Annotated in this window: 16 protein-coding genes; all 16 read left to right on the forward strand. The window is 67.4% G+C overall.

The window, feature by feature from the left end:
* Positions 1–5: 5 nt before the first annotated feature.
* The 16 genes from epsE to wecB all read left to right on the forward strand — a co-directional run bounded on the left by epsE (position 6) and on the right by wecB (position 20,543).
* On the forward strand, positions 6–806 hold the full coding sequence (epsE, locus tag FA90_RS01770) for a polysaccharide export protein EpsE (RefSeq protein WP_036165289.1): 801 nt from the start codon (positions 6–8) through the stop codon (positions 804–806).
* A gap of 46 nt (positions 807–852) precedes the next feature.
* On the forward strand, positions 853–2,265 hold the full coding sequence (epsF, locus tag FA90_RS01775; RefSeq protein WP_036165292.1) for a chain length determinant protein EpsF: 1,413 nt from the start codon (positions 853–855) through the stop codon (positions 2,263–2,265).
* A gap of 15 nt (positions 2,266–2,280) precedes the next feature.
* Positions 2,281–3,150, forward strand: a complete 870-nt coding sequence (epsG, locus tag FA90_RS01780) for a chain length determinant protein tyrosine kinase EpsG (RefSeq protein WP_036165294.1) — start codon at positions 2,281–2,283, stop codon at positions 3,148–3,150.
* Positions 3,151–3,218: 68 nt separating this feature from the next.
* On the forward strand, positions 3,219–4,091 hold the full coding sequence (gene xrtB, locus FA90_RS01785; RefSeq protein WP_036173662.1) for an exosortase B: 873 nt from the start codon (positions 3,219–3,221) through the stop codon (positions 4,089–4,091).
* Positions 4,088–4,792, forward strand: a complete 705-nt coding sequence (gene epsI, locus FA90_RS01790; RefSeq protein ID WP_036173664.1) for an exosortase-associated protein EpsI, B-type — start codon at positions 4,088–4,090, stop codon at positions 4,790–4,792. The genes xrtB and epsI overlap by 4 nt, the downstream gene beginning before the upstream one ends.
* A 19-nt stretch (positions 4,793–4,811) precedes the next feature.
* Positions 4,812–6,332, forward strand: a complete 1,521-nt coding sequence (locus FA90_RS01795; RefSeq protein WP_081933576.1) for an O-antigen ligase — start codon at positions 4,812–4,814, stop codon at positions 6,330–6,332.
* The gene (locus FA90_RS01800) at positions 6,329–7,882 is read left to right on the forward strand and encodes an oligosaccharide flippase family protein (RefSeq protein WP_036165296.1); all 1,554 of its coding nucleotides are present in this window, start codon (positions 6,329–6,331) and stop codon (positions 7,880–7,882) included. The genes FA90_RS01795 and FA90_RS01800 overlap by 4 nt, the downstream gene beginning before the upstream one ends.
* Before the next feature lie 8 nt (positions 7,883–7,890).
* On the forward strand, positions 7,891–9,090 hold the full coding sequence (locus tag FA90_RS01805; protein ID WP_239700490.1) for a glycosyltransferase family 4 protein: 1,200 nt from the start codon (positions 7,891–7,893) through the stop codon (positions 9,088–9,090).
* Position 9,091: 1 nt separating this feature from the next.
* A complete protein-coding gene (locus FA90_RS01810) occupies positions 9,092–9,871 on the forward strand; it encodes a glycosyltransferase family 2 protein (protein WP_081933577.1) in 780 nt (259 codons plus the stop codon).
* Positions 9,872–10,205: 334 nt separating this feature from the next.
* Entirely contained in the window at positions 10,206–12,437 is a 2,232-nt protein-coding gene (locus tag FA90_RS01815; protein WP_051971319.1) for a heparinase II/III family protein, read from the forward strand.
* A 106-nt stretch (positions 12,438–12,543) separates the two neighbouring features.
* Positions 12,544–13,416 carry a beta-1,6-N-acetylglucosaminyltransferase gene (locus FA90_RS01820; protein WP_036165301.1) on the forward strand — a complete coding sequence of 291 codons (873 nt, stop codon included), beginning with the start codon at positions 12,544–12,546 and terminating at the stop codon, positions 13,414–13,416.
* Between the two features lie 146 nt (positions 13,417–13,562).
* The gene (locus tag FA90_RS01825; protein ID WP_036165304.1) at positions 13,563–14,807 is read left to right on the forward strand and encodes a glycosyltransferase; all 1,245 of its coding nucleotides are present in this window, start codon (positions 13,563–13,565) and stop codon (positions 14,805–14,807) included.
* A gap of 8 nt (positions 14,808–14,815) precedes the next feature.
* Entirely contained in the window at positions 14,816–16,123 is a 1,308-nt protein-coding gene (locus FA90_RS01830) for a phenylacetate--CoA ligase family protein (protein WP_239700492.1), read from the forward strand.
* An 80-nt stretch (positions 16,124–16,203) separates the two neighbouring features.
* Positions 16,204–17,301 (forward strand): glycosyltransferase family 4 protein, encoded by a 1,098-nt coding sequence (locus FA90_RS01835; protein WP_373994581.1) that lies wholly within the window; start codon positions 16,204–16,206, stop codon positions 17,299–17,301.
* Positions 17,298–19,268, forward strand: coding sequence for an alginate lyase family protein (locus FA90_RS01840; protein ID WP_051971320.1), 1,971 nt, complete (start codon positions 17,298–17,300; stop codon positions 19,266–19,268). Before FA90_RS01835 ends, FA90_RS01840 begins: the two co-directional genes overlap by 4 nt.
* A 165-nt stretch (positions 19,269–19,433) precedes the next feature.
* The gene (gene wecB, locus FA90_RS01845) at positions 19,434–20,543 is read left to right on the forward strand and encodes a non-hydrolyzing UDP-N-acetylglucosamine 2-epimerase (protein WP_036165308.1); all 1,110 of its coding nucleotides are present in this window, start codon (positions 19,434–19,436) and stop codon (positions 20,541–20,543) included.
* Positions 20,544–20,552: the final 9 nt, after the last annotated feature.

Consider the following 20,552-nt stretch of genomic DNA (forward strand, 5'->3'; position numbering starts at 1 on the left):
CAGACATGAAACGATTCGTACACTGGATGATGGCGACGATGTTGATGCTGGCGGCCGGGCTGGCCGCGAACGTGGCCGATGCGGGCGAGGTGCTGCTCGGGCCCGGCGACGTGGTCAAGGCATCGGTCTATGGCAGTCCGGACTTGTCGCTCGAGACCCGGGTATCGGAAAGCGGCGGCATGACCTTTCCCTTGCTGGGCAACGTCCAGGTCGGCGGCCTGTCGGTGCAGCAGGCCGAAAAGAAAATCGGCGGCTTGCTCGAGAAGGGCGGCTACCTGAAGAAGGCCCAGGTCAACCTGCTGGTCACCACGCTCGCCAGCCAACAGGTGTCGGTACTGGGCCAGGTGAACCGGCCGGGCCGCTACCCGATCGACGGCACGCGCAAGGTGCTCGACCTGCTGGCGCTGGCCGGCGGCATCGGCGTCGACGGGGGCGACATGGTGACGCTGGTGCGCAACCGCAACGGCAGCGTCTCGCGCGAAACCATCGACGTGGTCGACATCGTGCGCAAGGGCGAACTGAACCGCGATTACGAAGTCGCCGGTGGCGACATCATCTTCGTGGAGCGTGCGCCGCGCGCCTACATCACGGGCGAAGTGAACCACCCGGGCGCGTTTCGCCTCGAGCGTGCGATGACCGTGCAGCAAGCCGTGTCGGCCGGCGGAGGGCTGACGCCGCGCGGCACCCAGCGCGGGCTGCGTATCGTGCGCCGCGGTGCGGACGGGACGATGCAGACGATCGATGCCAAGACGGACGATCTCGTACAAACCGACGACGTCATCACCGTCAGGGAGTCCTGGTTCTAAGCAGTCGGCGCCCCAGCTTTTGTTCCACTCCGGTTAAAGGTTCATCATGAACGTTCATCAATTCCTGTTGATCTTGCTTGCTCGGAAAAAGATCATCCTGACGACCCTCCTGCTGACGGTCGCGCTGGCGCTTGGCTTCAGTCTGATCCAATCCAAGACCTACAAGGCCACGGCGTCCGTTCTGCTGAACTACAAGGGCGTCGATCCCCTGACCGGCCTGACGATGCCCGGCCAGCTGATGCCAGGCTATATGGCAACGCAGATCGACATCATCGGCAGCAAGAACGTGGCATTGCGCGTGGTGGATGCGCTGCACCTGGCCAGCAGCCCGGCGGTGGTCGAGCAGTTCAACCAGGCCACCGGTGGCCGGGGCACGGCACGCGATTGGCTGGCCGACCTGCTGGTCAAGAAACTCGAGATCGTGCCTTCGCGCGAATCCTCGGTCGTCGAGATCAGCTTCAAGGGCGCCGACCCGCAATTCGCGGCCGCGGTCGCCAACGCTTTCGCCGACGAATACCAGAAGCTCACGGTCCAGCTCAAGAACGAGCCGGCCAAGAAGGCCTCGTCGTATTTCAACGAACAGACCAGGCAACTGCGCGACAACGTCGAAGCGGCGCAGGCGCGGCTGTCCAAGTATCAGCAGGAAAAGGGCATCGTCACGCTCGACAATAACCGCATCGACGTGGAGCTGCAGCGCCTGAACGACCTGTCGTCCCAGCTCGTCGCGGCCCAGACCGCCGCGATGGAAGCGAACTCGCGCCAGGCCGCTGCCGACAGCTTGGCGATGAGCTCGCCGGACGTCGCCAACAACGCGCTGATCCAGCAGATGCGCGGCAATCTGGCGATGGCAGAAGGCAAGTTCGCCGACAATTCCGAGCGCTACGGCAAGAACCACCCGCAATACCAGGCGGCCCAGGCCGAACTGAACAAGGTGCGCAGCGAACTCAACGCTGCGCTCGGCACGGTGTCGCGCAGTGTCGGCAGCAACGCACAAGTGCTGCGCCAGCGCGCGGACGAACTGCGCCAGGCGGTCGCCGACCAGAAGACCCGGGTGCTCGAGCTGAACCGCACCCGCGACGAGCTCGGCGTGCTGCTGAAGGACCTCGACAGCGCCCAGCGTGCCTTCGACGCGGCCTCGCAGCGCTTCTCGCAAACCCGTATCGAATCGCAGTCCGAGCAATCCGACATCTCGCTGCTGAACCCGGCCGTGGCGCCGACCGACCCGTCCGGCCCGCGCGTGCTGCTCAACACGCTGGTCTCGGTCCTGATCGGCACCATTCTCGGCGTCGGCCTGGCGCTGCTGCTGGAACTGCTGAACCGCCCGCTGCGCGCCGCCAGCGACGTCAAGGACATGCTCGGCATCCCGGTACTCGGCACGATCGACTGGACGCCGGCGCACGGCCGCAGGGGCGGCATCCGCGGCCTGATGGCGCCACGCCGCCTGCTGCGACTGAATTGAACGAGGGGCTCGACCATGAATTCACCAGTGCTATCCACGCTCTCGCCCGAACACGCCGCCGAAATGAGCATGGGCGCGCTCCTGCTCGATGCCGGTAAGCTCAAACCTGAAGACGCCGAGCGTGTGCTGCGCATGCAGAAGGAAACCGGCATTCGTTTCGGCGAGGCCGCGGTCCGGCTCGGCCTGGTCAGCGAGAGCGACGTCCAGCAAATGCTGGCGCGTCAATTCTCCTATCCCTATCTGCAGAAAGGACAGGCTGGCCTGTCGCCCAAGCTGATCGCAGCCTACGAGCCGTTCTCGCCGCAGGTCGAGTCGCTGCGCGCGATCCGCAGCCAGCTGATGCTGCGCTGGTTCGCGCGCGGGCGGCGTGCGCTGACCATCGTCGGCGTCGACCAGGACGACGGCGCCACGCTGTTCGCGGCCAACCTGGCGATCGTGTTTTCCCAGCTCGGCGAGCAGACCCTGCTGGTCGACGCCAACCTGCGTGCGCCGCGCCAGCATGACGCGTTCGCGCTCAAGCCGCGCCAGGGTCTGTCCGACCTGCTGGCCGGGCGCGCCGACCTGGACGTGATCGCGCGCGTGCCGGCCTTCGTCGACCTGTCCATCCTGCCTGCCGGGACGCTGCCGCCCAATCCGCAAGAGCTGCTGGCGCGCGAAGGCTTCCGCAACCTCAACACGCAGCTGGAAAGCCGCTACGACGTAGTACTGTACGAAGTCCCGCCGTTCCAGGCCGGGGTTGATTCGGTGGCGGTGGCCAGCCGCGCCGGCGGCGCGTTGCTGGCGACGCGCAAGAACCACACCCGGATCGCGCACATCGGCCGCGCCGCGGAACAATTGTCGGACGCGGGCTGCGAGATCCTGGGCTCGGTGGTGATGGAGTTCTGAGCATGGACACCGGCGTACGCTCCAGCGCCATCCCGCCGCCCTCCGCGCGTGCGCGCGTGCGGCGCGCGATGCGCGAGACGATACCGGAATGGTGGCCGGTATGGCTCGGCCTGGCTATGCTGCTGGGTCCGACCTTCTACGACCTGTTCACTGGCGCGTGGGTCAGCGAGGAGCAGGGCCACGGGCCGATCATACTCGGCCTGGCGCTGTGGCTGATCTGGCGTCGCTGGCCCGAGGTGCGAGCCGCGACCACGCCGCCTGTCGGCGCCTGGGCCGGCTGGCCGGTGCTGGCCCTCGGTTTGCTGGCCCACCTGCTCGGGCGCTCGCAAAAGATCCTGATGCTCGACATCCTGTCGATCATCCTCGTGATGGCGGCGATCATCCTGGTCAAGCGCGGTGGCCGCGCGCTGGCGATGCTGTGGTTTCCCTTTTTCTTCATGATCTTCATGGTCCCGCTGCCAAGCGAATTCGTGGCCGCGGTCACGATGCCGATGAAGATGGCGGTGTCGTGGGCGACCGAACACATCCTGTATGCCGTCGGCTATCCGATCAGCCGCTCGGGCGTGATCCTGCAGATCGGCCAGTACCAGTTGCTGGTGGCCGACGCCTGCGCCGGCCTGCAGACCCTGCTGACGCTGGAAGCGCTCGGCCTGTTTTACCTGAACCTGATGCGCCATCCCTCGGCCTTTCGCAACATCGGACTGGCGGCGTTCATCATTCCGATCTCGTTTTCCGCCAACGTGATCCGCGTCATGGTGCTGACCCTGATTACTTATTATTTCGGCGATGCGGCCGGGCAGGGCTTCCTGCACGGCTTCGCCGGCATGGTGCTGTTCGTGACGGCGCTGGTATTGATCCTGTCGGTCGACAATGCATTGCAGTGGACCGTCCGCCGCCGCCAGCAGCGCGCCGCCGCGTCGCAGTCCAGGGAGGCGGCATGAAACGCAGCGCGAACCGGAAATTTGCCGCCAGCCTGATCCTGGGGCTTGCCATGGCGGGCACGTCCGCCCTGACCGGGGCGCTCACGCCGACGCGCAAGGTCGCGGCGGCGCGGACGCAATTCAGCCTGGATCAGATGATTCCCAAGCGCTTCGGTGGCTGGACAGTGGACGACGGCGTGGCCCCGCTCACGCCCGACGAGACGCAAAAGGAACTCATCGCGGCGCTGTACGAGCAGACGCTGGCGCGCACCTACGTCAACGGTGCCGGAGAGCGGGTGATGCTGTCGATCGCCTATGGCGGCGACCAAAGCAAGCAGTTGCAGCTGCACTTGCCCGAGGTCTGCTACGTGGCCCAGGGCTTCGACATGATCAAGGACCGGCAGGGCGAGCTCGGCACCCGCTATGGCCAGGTTCCGGTCAAGCGCCTCGTGATGCGCCAGAACACGCGCAACGAGCCGATCACCTACTGGGTCACGATCGGCGACAAGGCGGTCATGTCCGGCCTGGGCCAGAAATACCAGCGCTTCGTCTACGGCTTGAGCGGCAGAATCCCGGACGGCATGCTGGTGCGCGTCTCCACCATCGGCGCCGACGACGCGACGGCGTACCGGGTCCAGGCGCGCTTCGTGAACCAGATGCTCGATGCGCTCGCGCCGCGCGACCGGATCCGCCTGCTGGGCGCCGCCACCAAGCAGGGCTAGCCCCGCGACAGGACCGCCGATGGATACTTTGCTGCTCGTGCTCTACACCTCGCTGCCCTGGGCGGCGGTCGTCGTGCTGTCGCTGATGGCGGTTGCCGGCGCCGGCGTCGGCATGGTGTGGCCGCGCTTTCTCGCCTATGTTTATCTTGGGGTGTTTTTCTTCCGCAATTCGACCAGCTACGGCTCGCTTGCAACCTTCGACACCGTCAGTGTCTACAGCCGCGGCTCGGGCGTGCTGCTGTTCCCGCTGCTGCTGTGGATGATGTTCGCGGTGTGGTGCTGCGCGCGCGTCTCGGCCAGCTTCCAGCGCTATCCGGCGCCGCCGTGCAACCTGCGGCCGTGGCTGCTGGGCTGGCTGCTGCTGCTCGGTGCCCACGTGGCCGCCGGCATGCTCACCGGCGTCAAGTTGTCCGCAGCCGTCGCGCCGTCCGGCTTTTCGCACATTGTCTGGATGGCGCCGCTGGTGTCGCTGATGCTGCTGTCGTTCCGTACCAGAGCGCATGCGATCGAGCTGTCGCGCTTCATCCTGCTGTCCGGCCTCGTGCGCGCCGGCTTCGGCCTGGCGCGCTGGGCGCTGGCGGGCGGCGACCCGAACAACGTCTACGCCAACATGAACGACATCAAGATCAAGCTGACCTTCTTCGACATCAACGACAGCCTGTTGTGCACGGTCGCCTTCGCGATCGCCGCGGTCAACCTGTTCCAGATCGCCAAGCATCAACGCTCGCAATTCTGGATCCTGGTCGACTGGGCCACCTTGCTTGCCACCGCCGCCTGCGTGGTGCTGTCGTTCCGCCGCACGGCCTGGATCGGCTTCCTGCTGACGGGCCTGGTCGTCATGATGCGCTTCCCGCTCCAGCGCCGCATGCAGCTGGTGGCGCTCGGTTTGCCGGTGGTCGGCGCCGCCTTGCTGGTCGCGGCCGTCAAGCGCCTGGGCCAGACCAAGGGCGCCGGGCACGGCATCGGCAGCCTGTTCTACGACATGGAATCGCGCCGCTTCGGCGCCGAAAGCGAACGCGTGCTCGAACTCAAGCTGGCGCTGGCCGACTTCATCTCGCACCCGTTTACCGGGATCGGCGCCTGGGGCCGCTATACCGGCTACCAGCAGATCGCGTGGCAGGACGGCCCGGACGGCGGCCTGTTCCTGCACAGCGGCGTGCTGCACATCGCGCTCAAGGCCGGGCTGCCCGGACTGGTACTGCTGTTCGGCACGATCTGGGCTTTCGTGGTCTTCGCACGACGCGCGCTGCGCGAGGCGCCGCCGGATCTGCTCGGCCTGGCGACCGCGGGCGCCGCCGGCCTGGCCTTCATGCTGCCCGACCTGCTGGTCGGCACGCCGTTCCCGCAGGTACGCACCACACAGATGCTGGCCATTTGCATGGCGCTGCCCTATGTCGCGATGGCGGTCGCAGCCGGCGTGCCGGCCGCCGGAACGGCGCCGATGGCCGCGCGCCGGCGCTTCAACATCCCGCCGGCGCCCGCATCGAGATCGACCTCGGCAGCCGCATCGGGGCCGGCATCTCCCGGCGCGCGCGCATGAATCTGAGCCTGGTCCGCAACGCCTTTTCCAACCTGCTCGGCGCGGTGATCCCGGCCCTGGTGGCGCTGGGCACCGTGCCGCTGGTGGTCAAGGGCCTGGGCGACGCCAGCTACGGCGTGTATTCGCTGGTCACGGCCATCGTCGGCTATTTCGCGGTGATCGACATCAACGTCACCGCCGGCTCGGTCAAGTACATCGCCGAATACCACGCCCGGCGCGAGCACGGCGCCGACCGTGCCAACGCGCAGGAAAGCATCGACGAGACCGTGTTTTTCGGCCTCGCCGTGTATTCGCTGCTGGGCCTGGTGGGCGGGCTCGGCCTGTTCTTCGGCGCGCGCCTGCTGGTCACGCGCGTGTTCGCCGTGCCGCCTGTCCTCGAGGCGGAGGCGATCGCCACGCTCGAGCTGGCCGCGCTCGGCTTCTTCATCGGCCAGGTGCAGAATTACCTGCAGAGCGTCCCGCAATCGCTGATGCGCTACGACATCGCCAGCCGCATCGAGATGGTGTTCGGTATCGGCGTGCCGCTCCTGACCGTCGGCGTGCTGATGCTGGGCCATGGCCTGTTCGTGGTGATCGGGGCGCGCGTGGCGGCCAGCGCCATCAATTGCCTGGTGCTGTGGCGCTGCATCCGCCGCCTGATGCCTGAACTCGTCTGGCGCCGGCCCGGCGCCGCGATCCGGCGCGAGCTGCTCGGCTTTTCCGCCTATTCTTTTCTCAGCCGCTTCGCGACCATGTCGTATGCGTATGCGGATAAATTGATCATCGGCTCGCTGGTCGGTGTCACCGGGCTGGCTTATTTCACGGTGGCCTCGACGCTGGCCAACCGCATCCTGAGCCTGACGTATCGCCTGTCCGGCGTGCTGTTCCCGGCGGCCAGCGCGCTTGCCGCGCGCGGCGAACTCGAGCGCCTCGGCCGGCTCTACCTGAAAGCCAGCCGCTACGTGGTGTTCATCAACGCGTCGGTGCTGGTCTTGGTGGCGGTGTTTTCGTATCAAATCTTGTACTACTGGATGAACCCGGCTTTCGCGCGCGCCGGGCAGGTGGTGCTGGCCGTGATGGCCTTGTCGCAGTTCATCGATTCGCTCACCAGCCTGCCGTCGCTGGTCAACGACGGTATGGGCCACCCGCGCTTTTCCGGCATGTTCGCACTGGCGCGTGCGTTGGTCGGGCTGGTCGTGGTCTACCTGGGCGTGGCCGGCTGGGGCATTGATGGGGCCGCCTGGGGACACCTGCTGGCGTCGATCGTGCTGACCGGCGCCTTCCTGGCCGCGGTGCATGGACGCACGGTGCCGGCGCGGCTGGGCGAGCTGGGGCGCCACGCTTACTTGCCGAGTGTGTTCGGCGTCGGTGCGGTGGCCCTGGCCGCCTACGCCGGCAATCGGTTGTTCGAGGCCGGCGTGCCGCAATTGCTGCTGCTGGTGCTGGCGACGATGGCGTTGCTGTTCGCTTACGGCACGTTGGTCGTGATCGAAAAGGACGACAAGATCCTGGCCCGGGCCCGGATCAAGAGCGTGCTCAAGGGGCTGCCGTCGGTGCGGAGGACGGTTTGAAGATTTTGATGGTGTCTGAGGATCTGCCCGGCGCCCAGGTCGGCGGCCTGGGCAAGCACGTGGTCACGCTGTCGAACGCGCTGCTCGAACTCGGGCATCAGGTCGACATCATGGGGCGCAGCGACTGTTTTCACGCGGACAGCGCGCGCGAGGTCGGCTTCCGCGGCCGCCTGCTGCCTGCCTTCAGTTTCGCGCGGCCCGGCTGGAAAGAGTTCCAGCTCGGCTTTTTCAATCCGGTCAAACGGCCCTGGTTCGCGCGCCGGGTTGCGCGTGCGCTGCTGCGCGAGGCCGCCAAGTACGACGTGGTCCACTACCATGGCCACCTGCCGATGGCGGGCCGCTACGTGCCGGACGGGATCAACTTCGTCCAGACCCGCCACGACCAGGGCAGCGAATGCGTCACCCACCTGCGCTTCAAGCAGGAGCAGGTGTGCCAGACGCGCGACGTGCGCGATTGCGCGGCATGTATCCACCCGGCGCCCAATTCCCTGCGCCGCACCGTCTCCGGCATGGCGGTGCGGCGCTACCGCTTCGAATCGGCCGAGTCCTTCGCGCGCCACAAGACCGTGTTCGTGTCCGATTTCCTGCGCCGCGCCTTTTTGCGCTCGGTGCCCGGCGCCGATTTGTCGCGCGCGCGCGTGATCCACAACTTCATCCGCTATCCGCTGCTGCGCGCGCATGCCGCCGCGCCCGAGGAGGTGAGGGCGGGCGAGATCATGCTGGTCGGGCGTATCGATGCCGGCAAGGGCTTCGGCGAATTCCTGGCCCAGGTCCAGGGCTGGCTGCCGGCCCACGCGCGCGTGCGCATCGTCGGCGACGGGCCGCTGCGCGATCCGCTCCAAGCGCGCTACGGCGGGCCGCAGGTGCGCTTCCTGGGCTGGCAGCCGTACGAGGAGGTGATCCGCATGTCGGCGCGCAGCCACGTGCTGGTCGTGCCCTCGGTGTGCGAGGAAGCCTGCTCGACCACCGTGCTGGAAGCGCTCGCGCTCGGCAAGCCCTGCCTGGCGCTGGCGCGTGGCGGCACGCCGGAACTGGCCGCCTACCAGTACTACGACGGCCAGCTGCAACTGGCCGAGACCATGCCGGGCCTGGTCGAGCACCTCGTCGGCCTGCTCGGGGCCGCCCCGGTGACGGTGGCGCTGCCGCCGGCCTATCCGATGGACGTGTTCCGCGCCATCCCGAAACTGCTCGATTTCTACGGCGAATGAGATGAGCGACTCGCCTTCGATCCCGGCCCTCGACACGCCGACCTTCTCGATCGTCACCTGCACCTGGAACAGCGTCGCGACGCTGGCCGACACGCTGGCTTCGGTGCAGCGCCAGAGCTGCCGCGACGTCGAGCATATCTTCGTCGATGGCGGCTCGACCGACGGCACGCTCGAGATGATCGCCGCTTATCCGGGCCGCAAACGCGTGCTGCGCGACGTCAAGGGCGGCATCAGCCGCGCCATGAACCAGGGCATCGAAGCGGCCAGCGGCGAATTCCTCGCGCACCTGCATTCGGACGACTACTACGCCGGCGACGACGTCCTGGCCAGCGTCGCCGAACGCTTCGCCAGCGAGCGCGTCGACTGGGTGGTCGGCGCCGTCCAGGTGCTCAAGGACGGGCAATTTATTCCACCCTATAAAGTGCTGCCCTTCACCTACCGCTCGTTCGCAGCCGGGCACGCCTGGGTCGCCCATCCCGCCGTGTTCATCCGCCGCAGCGCCTTCGGCCAGGTCGGCATGTTCGACGAAGGGCTGAAGTACGCGATGGACGTCGACCTGTGGTTGCGCCTGGGCCGGGTCGCGCGCCCGGCCACGCTGGACCGGGCGCTGACGATCTTCCGCGACCATGCCGGCAGCGTGTCCTCGGCCAACAAGATCAAGGCCCGCCAGGAGGAATTCCAGGTGCGCAAGCGCTACCTCGGCCACGCGCCGCTGGCCTTCGGCATTTATTGCTTGCGCTACCTGAAGCGCATGCGTGCGCTGCGCGCAGAAGCGGCCTGAAAATCCCGCCGTCCCTCCTGATTGTTAAATCGTGGCTGATGGATGAAAACCGCTTGTCGGGTTTTCGCACAGTCTTTTGCGTTCAAAAACTTTTTATTTGAACAAGAATATTTACAACTAATAGTTGCCTCGGAAAACGTTGCTTTCAGGCGATGTTCAATAAAAGCTGTTGATTTCTAAGGGAAATTTTTTTCTTGTCGGAAATCTTTCTGCGCTACTATAAGTCACCGCAGACCCCGCTTCCCGATCGATCGGAAGCGATCAACAGTTTTGAGCCGGTCGTCATGACGGCGGCTCGTGCAGCAAACCACGCCACACTTTTCGGAGCATCAACATGGAATTTCATCGAAAGGGCATCGTCCTGGCCGCCGCTTTGTCATCGCTGCTGTGCTCGTTCAGCGCACATGCCGACTGGGCGCAATCGACCGATCCCCTGATCGTACAACCGGCGCCGACCAACAACCAGGTCCAGGCGCAGAACCCCCCGGCGTTCACCTGGGCCCGTTATCCAAGCGGCCCGGCCAGCTACGACATCCAGATCATCCCGGCCGGCGGCGCGGCGGTAACGTACACCACCGACCGCAACTGGTACCTGCCGACCAAGGCGCTGGCGCTGGGCAACTACACCTGGCGTGTGCGCCCGACCGGCTCGAGCGACTGGTCGAACGCGCGCGCGTTCTCGATCACCAGCAATTCGACCGTGTTCGAGGTGCCCGACAACGCGACCCTGCGCAACCGCATTCTCGCCAAGGCGCGCCCGCGTTCGTTGCCGGCTTCGTTCACGCCGTATTCGACCTGGAACACCGCCAAGAAGAACGACCTCGAATCGTATCTCAGCCGCCTGACCAACGAAGTCAAGCTGCAGATGACCGCGCTGCCCAACCTGTCCGACTCGCGCTGGCCGATTGCGATCACGTCGCCGCTGACCGCAGCCATGGCCTCGCAGCAGACCGACGTGCGCAATCGTATCAACGAAGCGACGCGCCAGATGGAAGCGGCCGCACTGCTGTGGCGCGCCAAGAAAGACCCGGCCTTCCTGACCGAAGCGCTCAAGCGCGGTGACCAGCTGGCCTCGCTCAATCCGGCCGGCCCGACCAGCTACGCCAACCAGGACCAGGCCACGCGCCAGATCGCGGTCGCGATGATCAAGGCGGTCGACTTCCTCGCCACTGACCTGGACGCGACCCGCCGCGCCAAGTGGCTGAGCGTGGTCGGTGCGCGCGGCAACGACATCTACAACAACCTGGCCGGCGACAACGGCCGCCTCGACCAGTATCCGTTCGACTCGCACGGCAATACCGCGATGATCTACATGGCGCTGATCTCGGCGCTGAGCCTGGGCGACGTGCCGGACGCGCAGAAGTGGTTCGATTTCGCGTTCCGCGCCTACATCAACAGCCCGTCGCCCTGGTCGGGTCCGGAAGGCGGCTACGCCAACGGCACCGCCTACGCCGAGTACGCCGCCGGCTACCAGCTGGCGCTGTGGGATCCGATCTTCCAGGCGACCGGCGTCAACCTGTACGCCAAGCCGTCGACGCTCGGCTTCCTCGACTACGCGATCGAGTTCATCCCGCCGGGATCGAAGGTGCATGCCTTTGGCGACGGCGACGACACCAGGCCGGATCCGCGCGTGTTCCACGCCTTCGCCGCGCGCATGAGCTCGCCGCGCGCCGCCTGGTACGCGGCCAACCTGCCGGGCCTGGAGGATTCGATGTCGCTGCTGGAAGCGCCGTATCCGATGCCGGTGACCGCGGCCACGGTCAAGGCGCCGCCGTCCAACTCGGCGTACTACCCGAGCAGCGGCTGGGTCGCGATGCACAGCGACATTGCCTCGACCAGCCGCACTTCGTTCTACTTCAAGTCCAGCCCGTACGGCTCGTTCAACCACGAACACGGCGACCAGAACGGCCTGCTGCTGTCGGTGGCCGGCCAGCCGCTGCTGGTCAAGGCCGGCTGGTACGACTGGTACGGCTCGCCGTACTGGACCGACTGGTACCACCAGACCAAGTCGAGCAACTCGATCACCTTCGACGGCGGCAAAGGCCAGAACGTGGACGGCTACCGCGAGCAGCTGCAGCACAACGGCAAGATCACCACCTTCTCGGCGCAACCGGCCTACGACTACGCCGAAGGCGATGCGACGCCAGCCTACGCCGGCGCCCTGACGCAGGCCCGCCGCCAGGTCTGGTACCTGCACGGCCAGAACGCGGTGCTGGTGCGCGACAAGCTGTCGGCGACCGTGCCGCACACCTACGAGTTCAACGTCCACGCACAGGTTGCGATGAGGGTCGAGAACGCGTCGAGCGTGCAGATCGCGGCCGGCGGCCAATCGGTCTGCCTGCGCGACCTGAACGGCAATGCGCCGTTCGCCAGGTGGGCCGGCGCCGCGCCCAAGGGCGGCGTGACCGAAGACCACGGCGCCTTCTACCTGAAGAACGACGGCAGGTCGACCGCCGAGTTTCTGGTGCTGCTGGACGTCGGCTGCAAGCGTCCGGCGGTCAAGGTGTCGGCCGTGGGCACGACCCGCACCGTCACCGTCGGCGCCCAGACCGTGACGCTGCCTTGATCTGCATCGTCTGACCGGACACCGGGCCGGTCCTTGGTCCCTGTCGCCTGCGATCGCCGTGCTACACTCGGCGCGCAGGCGATGTTCTTTCCGGGGACGGCCGACGATGAAACAGGTGTTCCTGATCCAAGCGCACAAGGACCTCGGCCAGATCAATCAGCTGGTCGAACAGCTGCGCGATGACGATTTCCTGATCTACCTCAATCTCGACCGCAAGTCCCACATCGAGCCGGTCGGCGTCCACCCGTACGCGCGCCAGGTCCTTGATCGCATCGACGTGCATTGGGGCACGTTCAGCCAGGTGCAGGCGGTGCTCAACTCGCTGGCGCAGATCGTCGCCGAGGTGCCCGAGTTCGACAAAGTCATCTTCCTGAGCGCGCAGGATTTCCCGCTGCTGTCGAACGCCGCGCTCAAGGCGGCGCTGGCCGTACTGCACGGGTGCGAGCTGCTCGACACGGTCCCGATCGGCCCCGCGCCAGGCGAGTGGGCGGCCGATTACCGCTACCAATATTTCTATCGCGGCCACGTTGCCGCGCCGGCGCGCCTGGCCTGGTCGCTGCTCAACAAGACGATGCGCGTCGTCGGCGTCACGCGCCGCATCCCGGGCGGCATGCAGCCGTATGGCGGCTCGTCGTGGTGGGCGCTCTCGCGTGCGTGCGTGTGCGCGCTGCTGGCGCGCGTGCAGAGCGAGCCCGGCCTGGTGCGGTTTTTTCGCAGCGCGTCCTGTCCCGACGAATTGTTCTTCCAGACTCTGGTCATGAACTCGCCATTCCGCGCGCGCGTTCTGGGCCACAACTTCCGCTACGTGCAGTGGCCCGGGAACGGCGCCCGCAATCCCGAAGTGCTGGTCGAGGGCGACTTCGAACGCATCCTTGCGGCGCGCCAGGCCGGCAGCGCGCATTTCTGCCGCAAGATCGACAGCGGCGCCAGCGCCGGGCTGGTGCCGCTGCTGCTGGCTATGCGCGCCGCCCAGGCATGACACGCCAGCCGGGCTTTGCAACGCGTCGCGCAGCGTCGCGGCAGACGGCGTCGGCGCTTCCTCAAGCGCATTGACCCTTTCGCAAACGGCGCGCCAAGCGCACGGCGTAAAATCGGCAACGACTAGTTGCTCTTTTGTAAATTACCGTGCCAAACGCCTCGACCGCATCGTCCATCCTGTTCATCGTGCGCGATCCGCTACCGCCGGTGCGCGCCGACGTGCTGACCCTGTTCGGCACCGAAATGCCGCGCTACGGCGTCAGGAGCGAACTGGTGGGGCAGTGCGACCTGCCCGGCGCGGGCGCGCCATGGCCGGCCGGCGCCATGCACGTGATCGGTTCGCTGCAAAGCCGCTGCGCCGGCGTGTGCGCGCCGCTGTGGGACCTGCTCGGCCTGCTGCGCGCGCTGCGCGCCTTGCCCGGCCGGCGCCCCGCCTGTATACAAGTGCGCGACAAGATCGCCAGCGGCGTGCTGGGCCGCCTGGCCGCGGCCGTGCTGCGCGTGCCCTTTCTGTATTGGATGTCGTTCCCGATCGTCGAAGGATTCGAGGTGCGGCGCGACGAGCTCCGCCGCCGCCGGCGTGGCCTGCGCAGCCGGCTGCTGTGGGCTGCGCATGCGCTGCGCGCCGCCGCCTCGCGCCGGGTCATCTACCGCCTGGTGCTGCCGGGGGCGCGCCACGTGTTCGTGCAGAGCGACGCGATGGCCGACTGGCTGGCCGCCAAGGGGTTCGAGCGCGCGCGCATGACGGCCGTGCCGATGGGCGTGGACGCCGACCTGTTCGATCGTGCGCGCATCGAGCCCGTGCATGATGCGCGCCTGGACGGGCGGCGCGTGCTGATCTACCTGGGCCGCATCGCCCAGGCGCGCCGATCGGACTTCCTGCTCGACGTGGTCGACGAACTGCGCGCCGGCATGCCGGAGGTGCTGCTGGTGATCGCCGGCGACGCGCCTTCGAACGACGAGATGGCCTGGATGCGGCGCCAGATCGCCGGGCGCGGCCTGGAACGGCACGTGCTGCTGACCGGCTGGCTGGACCAGCGCACTGCGCTCGGCTACGCGGTGCGGGCCGAGGTCGGGCTGTCGCCGATCCCGCGCGGCGTGCTGTACGACGTGTCTTCGCCGACCAAGCTGGTGGAATACCTGGCGCTCGGCATTCCCAGCGTCGCCAACGACATCCCGGACCAGCAACAGGTGATCGAACGCAGCGGCGCCGGCCTGTGCGTGCCGATGCAGGCGCGCCCGTTCGCCGACGCGGTGCGCGCCTTGCTTGCCGATCCGGCGCTTGCGGCCGGGTTTGCCAGCCGCGGCCCGGCCTGGGTCAGACGCCACCGCACCTATGCCGTGCTCGGGCGCGACGTGGCGGCCATCTACAAGACCATCCTGACGGAGTGACGCCAGCCATGTCGATGTGGAAGTATTCCTTGAGAGTCTCGCTGCGCTCGCTGGCGCGCGAGCTGGTGCGCAACCTCTGGGGACGCCTGTTCGTCTACCCGGCGCTGGCCGCCAACGAACGCTCGCGCGAAGCGCTGGCCGCCTACATCGCGCGGCGCGCACACAAGGTCGGGGTGCCGCTCGACGGCGACGGTGTCAACCTGCAGCGCCTGCCGCCCAGCGCGCGCCTGCTGAGCAAGCACGAGGTGCGCCAGCATCCCGGGCGCCTGGTGCGCCGGCGCCGCCCCGGCTCCTGGCTGCGCACCACGATCAAGACCAGCGGCACCTCGGGCACCCCGCTCACCATCGTCCAGTCGATCGGCACCATGGTGCGCGAAGAAGGCTTCATCTACCGGCAATTGCGCTGGATCGGCTATCGCCACGGCCAGCGGCGCGCCTGGATCCGCGGCGACATCGTGTGCGACGACCGGCCGCGCGACGGCCGCTACTGGTGCCGCGACTGGGTCGGCAACATGCTGCTGATGTCCTCGTACCATTTATCCAACAGCAGCATCGGCGGCTACGTCGATGCGCTGGAGCGCTTCGACCCGGTCGTGATCCACGCCTATCCCTCGTCGATCGCAGCGCTGGCCATCTGGCTCAACGCCGCCGGGCGGCGCTACCGCGGCGCCAGCCTGCGCGGCGTAATGACCTCGTCGGAAACGCTGGCGCCGGACGTGCGCGCCGCGGTCGTGCAGGCGTTCGGCGTCACCGTGTTCGACTGGTACGGCCAATCCGAGCGGGTGGCGGCGATCGGCACCTGCGAGCACGGCAGCTATCACGTGCTGACCGACTACGGCAGCGTCGCGCTGCTCGAGTCGGCGCCGGAACGCGGCGGCGCCTGCGAACTGGTCGGCACCACGCTCGGCAACCCGGCGATGCCGCTGGTGCGCTACCGTACCGGCGACGCCGTCGTGCCCGCCAAGCACCCGCACGACTGCCCCTGCGGCCGGGTCTTTCCGACGGTCGAGGCGGTGATCGGGCGCCAGGAAAGAACCGTGTCGCTGCCGGACGGGCGCCTGATCGCCCGGCTGGACCGCATCTTCCAGGGCCACGACCGTTGCCTGGTCGAGGGCCAGGTGCTGTACCGCGGCAACGGCCGGTTCTTGCTGCGCGTGGTCGCACTCGAAGGCTTCGGCGACCGCGACGCCCAGGCGCTGGTCGACCAATTCCTGCTGCGCGTGCCTGGTGTGCAGGTCAGCGTGGAGCGGGTGGGGGCGATTCCGCGTGGGCCGAACGGCAAATTCGAGTTCATCGCGTTCGCCGCCGACGCATGAAAACGGACCTGAAACGTGCGCGCATCGGGAAACTGATGATGTATCATCGAAACATTGCCCATTTTATAAGAGCGTGACAATTGTTACAGCGACCGATAGCCAAGGCACAGGCGCCACGTGTCCTGATGGTCGGCACCGCGCTCGAAGGGCGGGGCGGGGTCGCGGCCGTGGTATCGGTGCTGCGGCGGCATGGCTTGTTCGAACGGGAACGGGTGCGCTACGTCGCCACCCATGCCGAGGGCAGCCGAGGTGCCAAGCTGAAAAGCGCGCTCTCGGGCCTTTCGGCCACGGTGCGCATCTGCCTGGGCCAGCGTCCGGCGGTGGTGCACGCGCATGCATCCTCGCATGCCAGCTTCCTCCGCAAGTCGGCGCTGCTGCTGATCGCGCGCCTGGCCGGCTGTAACACCATCTTCCACCTGCATGGCGGCGGCTTTCGCAAGTACGCGACCGAGGAAGCCGGTCCCGTGCTGCGGCGCTGGATCGGCCACACGCTCGCGCGCAGTTCGGTGGTGATCACGCTGTCCGAGGGCTGGGCGGATTTCGTGCAAGCCTTCGCGCCCTCGTCGCACGTGGCCGTGGTGCCCAATTCGGTCCCGCTGCCGGCGCTGGCCGACCCGGCGCTGGCGCAGCCGCAGCGCGTGCTCTACCTGGGCCGGCTGGAAGCGGCCAAGGGCGTGTTCGAGCTGCTCGCGGCCGGCGCCCAGCTGGCGCCACGCTTTCCGCTGCTGCGCCTGGTGTTCGGCGGCGAAGGCGATGCCCAGGCGCTGCGCCGGCGCGCCACCGAGCTGGGATTGGACGAACGGATCGAGCTGCCCGGCTGGCTCGGCGCGCGGGAACGCGATGCCGAACTGGCCAAGGCCGAACTGTTCTGCCTGCCGTCGCACGCCGAAGGCTTGCCGATGTCGATGCTGGAGGCGATGGCGGCGCGCAAGGCCGTGGTCGTGACCGAGGTCGGTGCGGTCCCCGAAGCGGTGCGCGACGGCGACAACGGCTTGCTGGTGCCGCCGCGCGACGCGCAGGCGCTGGCCGGGGCGCTGGCGCAAGTGATGATGGACCCGGCCCTGCGCGAGCGGCTGGCCGGATGCGCGCGCGCCACCATCGAACGGCATTACTCGACCGAAGTGGTGTGCGGGCAATTGTCTACGATCTACCGTGAACTGGCGGGGGTAGGACGATGAGCGAAACGACAGGCATGGTGTGGCTGGTCAACCGCTTGCGCTGCATGTCGGTGACCGAAGTCGGCTACCGCATCCAGCAGGCGGCCGCCAAGGGCGTGGTCAAGCGCATGCGCCCGCGCACCGCGCCGCCGCTGCCGCGCGCGCGCAACTTCGCGGTCGAAGGCGCGCCCGCGCTGGCGCCGGAAGAGCGCGAGCGCCTGCTGCTCGACGCCGCCAGCATCGAAGCCGGCCACGTCGTCCTGTTCGCCGAGCGCCGCTTCGACGTCGGCATGCCGCCGGTCTGGAACCGCGACCCCGACACCGGCGTCGTCGGCCCCGCCATCTACGCCGGCGACATCGACGTGTCGGAGCGCGACAAGGTCGGCGACATCAAGCACGTCTGGGAACTGAACCGCCACCTGCACCTGGTGTCGCTGGCCCAGGCCTGGGCCGTGAGCCGCGACCCGGCCTGGCTGCGGACGCTGCACCACCAGCTGCGCAGCTGGCTCGACCAGTGCCCGCCCTTGACCGGCCCCAACTGGACCAGCTCGCTGGAACTGGGCATCCGCCTGATCAACTGGGCGCTGGTGTGGCAACTGATCGGCGGCGACGATGCGCACAAGGGCAGCGGCCTGTTCAGTGGCGACGACGGCCAGCGCCTGCGCGCCGACTGGCTCGACTCGATCCACGCCCATTGCAGCGCGATCGCGCGCCACCTGTCGCGCCATTCGTCGGCCAACAACCACCTGATCGGCGAACTGGCCGGGCTGTACGTCGGCGCCTCGATCTGGCCATGCTGGAAGGCGTCCGGCGCCTGGCTGGAGCAGGCGCGGCGCGAACTCGAACACGAAGCCCAGGCCCAGTTCTCGCGCGACGGCGTCAACCGCGAACAGGCGTTTGCCTACCACATCTTTTCCTGCGAATTCCTGTTCGTGGCCGGCCTGGTCGGGCAAGCCTGCGGGCAGCCGTTCTCGCGCAGCTACTGGACCAGCCCGCAGCGCGCGCTGCGCTTCCTGCGTTCGGTGCGCGACGTCGGCGGCAACGTGCCGATGGTCGGCGACGCCGACGACGGCATCGTGTTCCGCCTCGACGCGTCCGGCTCGGACCGCGCCGCCCAGCTGCTGGCGCTGGGCGACGCGGTGCTGCGCCGGATCGAGCCGCAGCACCCGGGCGTGCGCTGGCTGCTGCATGCGCTGCCGGGCCGGCGCCCCGAGGCCGATCCGCACGAGTCGGACACCGGCTGGGCCTTCCCCGACGGCGGCTACCTGCTGTTCGGCGCCCATTTCGACGAGCCCGAGGAAATCAAGGGCATGGTCGATTGCGGCCCGCTCGGCTATCTCGGCATCGCGGCGCACGCGCACGCGGACGCGCTGGCGCTCACGCTGTCGGTCGCCGGCGAGCCGTGCCTGGTCGATCCCGGCACCTATTCTTACTGGCAAGAACACAAGTGGCGCGATTACTTCCGCGGCACCTCGGCGCACAACACGGTGCGCATCGACGGCCTCGACCAGTCGGTGCCCGGCGGACGCTTCATGTGGCTGAGGAAGGCCCGGGCAGCGATCGAGCGCATGCCGCAATCGCCGCAGGAATTCGATTTCCGCGGCTCGCACGATGGCTACATGCGCCTGGCCGATCCGGTGCGCCACCTGCGCAGCGTGCGCTTCGACGCCGCCACCTCGACGCTGACCGTGCGCGATGAGGTTGCAGCCAAGAAACCGCACCAGGTCGAGCTGTTCTGGCATTTCGCGCCCGAGCTGTCGGTACGCCTGGACAGCGCCGGCCTGCACGTGCGCGGCAAGCGCTTCGCGCTGCAGATGCACGTGCAGGGCCATGATCTCAAGCTGGAACTGGTGCGCGCCAACGAAAATCCGCCGCTCGGCTGGTTCTCGCGGCGCTATGAAAGCCGCCAGCCGTGCGACGTTTTGAAGGTCAGCGCCGTATCGTCCGCCGTCCCAGTCGAGTGCAGGATTACAATAGCGATTATTTAATGAAAACATTGCAAAAAATCCTGCTGCGCGTTTCACTGTCGTGCGGGGGCGCCGAGCCCTGCGATGCGCGCTGTACCTCCGTACAGCTGCGCTTCCCGGCCAACATTGCCGCCGCTCGCGACGGTGTTGCAAGGTCTTTAATAATTACTAGGGATTGTTTTTAATATGCTGATTTACCTCGTCGCGGGCGCCCGCCCCAACTTCATGAAGATCGCACCGATCGTCCGTGCCCTTCAGGACCAGCAGGCGCTTTCCTTCAAGATCATCCACACCGGCCAGCACTACGACCGCGAGATGAACGACGTGTTTTTCGAAGAGCTCGGCATCCCGCAGCCGGACGTGTTCATGGCCGCCGGCGGCGGCAGCCACGCCCAGCAGACTGCCAAGATCATGATCGGCTTCGAGGAACTGTGCATCAAGGAGCGCCCGGACGCGGTGCTGGTGGTGGGCGACGTGAATTCGACGCTGGCCTGCTCGATCGTCGCCAAGAAGCTGAACATCCCGGTCGCCCACGTCGAGGCCGGCCTGCGTTCGGGCGACATGGCGATGCCCGAAGAAATCAACCGCCTGGTCACCGACAGCATCTCGGACTGGTTCTTCGTGACCGAACCGGCGGCGCTCGAGCACCTGCGCCGCGAAGGCAAGGACGAGAAGGCGATCCACTACGTCGGCCACGTGATGGTCGACAACGTGCTGTACCAGGCCGACAAGCTCGGCCATACCGACACCTCCGGCTTCGAGACCTCGGCCTGGAAACGCGCGCGCCAGGATGCCGGCGAGCGCTACGGCGTCGTCACGCTGCATCGCCCGAGCAACGTCGACGATGCCGCCAGCTTCGCCCGCATCGCCGGCGCCCTGAAGGAAATCGCCACCGAGCTGCCGCTGATCTTCCCGGTGCACCCGCGCACGCGCGCGAACCTGGAAAAGTTCGGCATCGACCTGGGCCCGAACATCACGCTGGCCGGGCCGCAAGCCTACATGGCCTTCCTGAACCTGTGGAAGGACGCCGCGGTGGCGCTGACCGACAGCGGCGGCCTGCAGGAGGAAACCACGGCGCTGGGCGTGCCGTGCGTGACGATCCGCGAGAACACCGAGCGCCCGGTGACGGTGGATGAAGGTTCGAATGTGCTGGCCGGCACCGATCCGGCCGTGATCGTGCAGGAAGCGCGCAAGATCCTGCGCGGCGAAGGCAAGCAGGGGCGCCGTCCGCATCTGTGGGACGGCCAGGCGGCGCAGCGCATCGTCGCGGTATTGGCGAAGGAGCTGGCCAGGTAACGGAGCTGT

It is taken from the genome of Massilia sp. 9096 (assembly GCF_000745265.1).
Taxonomy (GTDB): Bacteria; Pseudomonadota; Gammaproteobacteria; order Burkholderiales; family Burkholderiaceae_D; genus Telluria.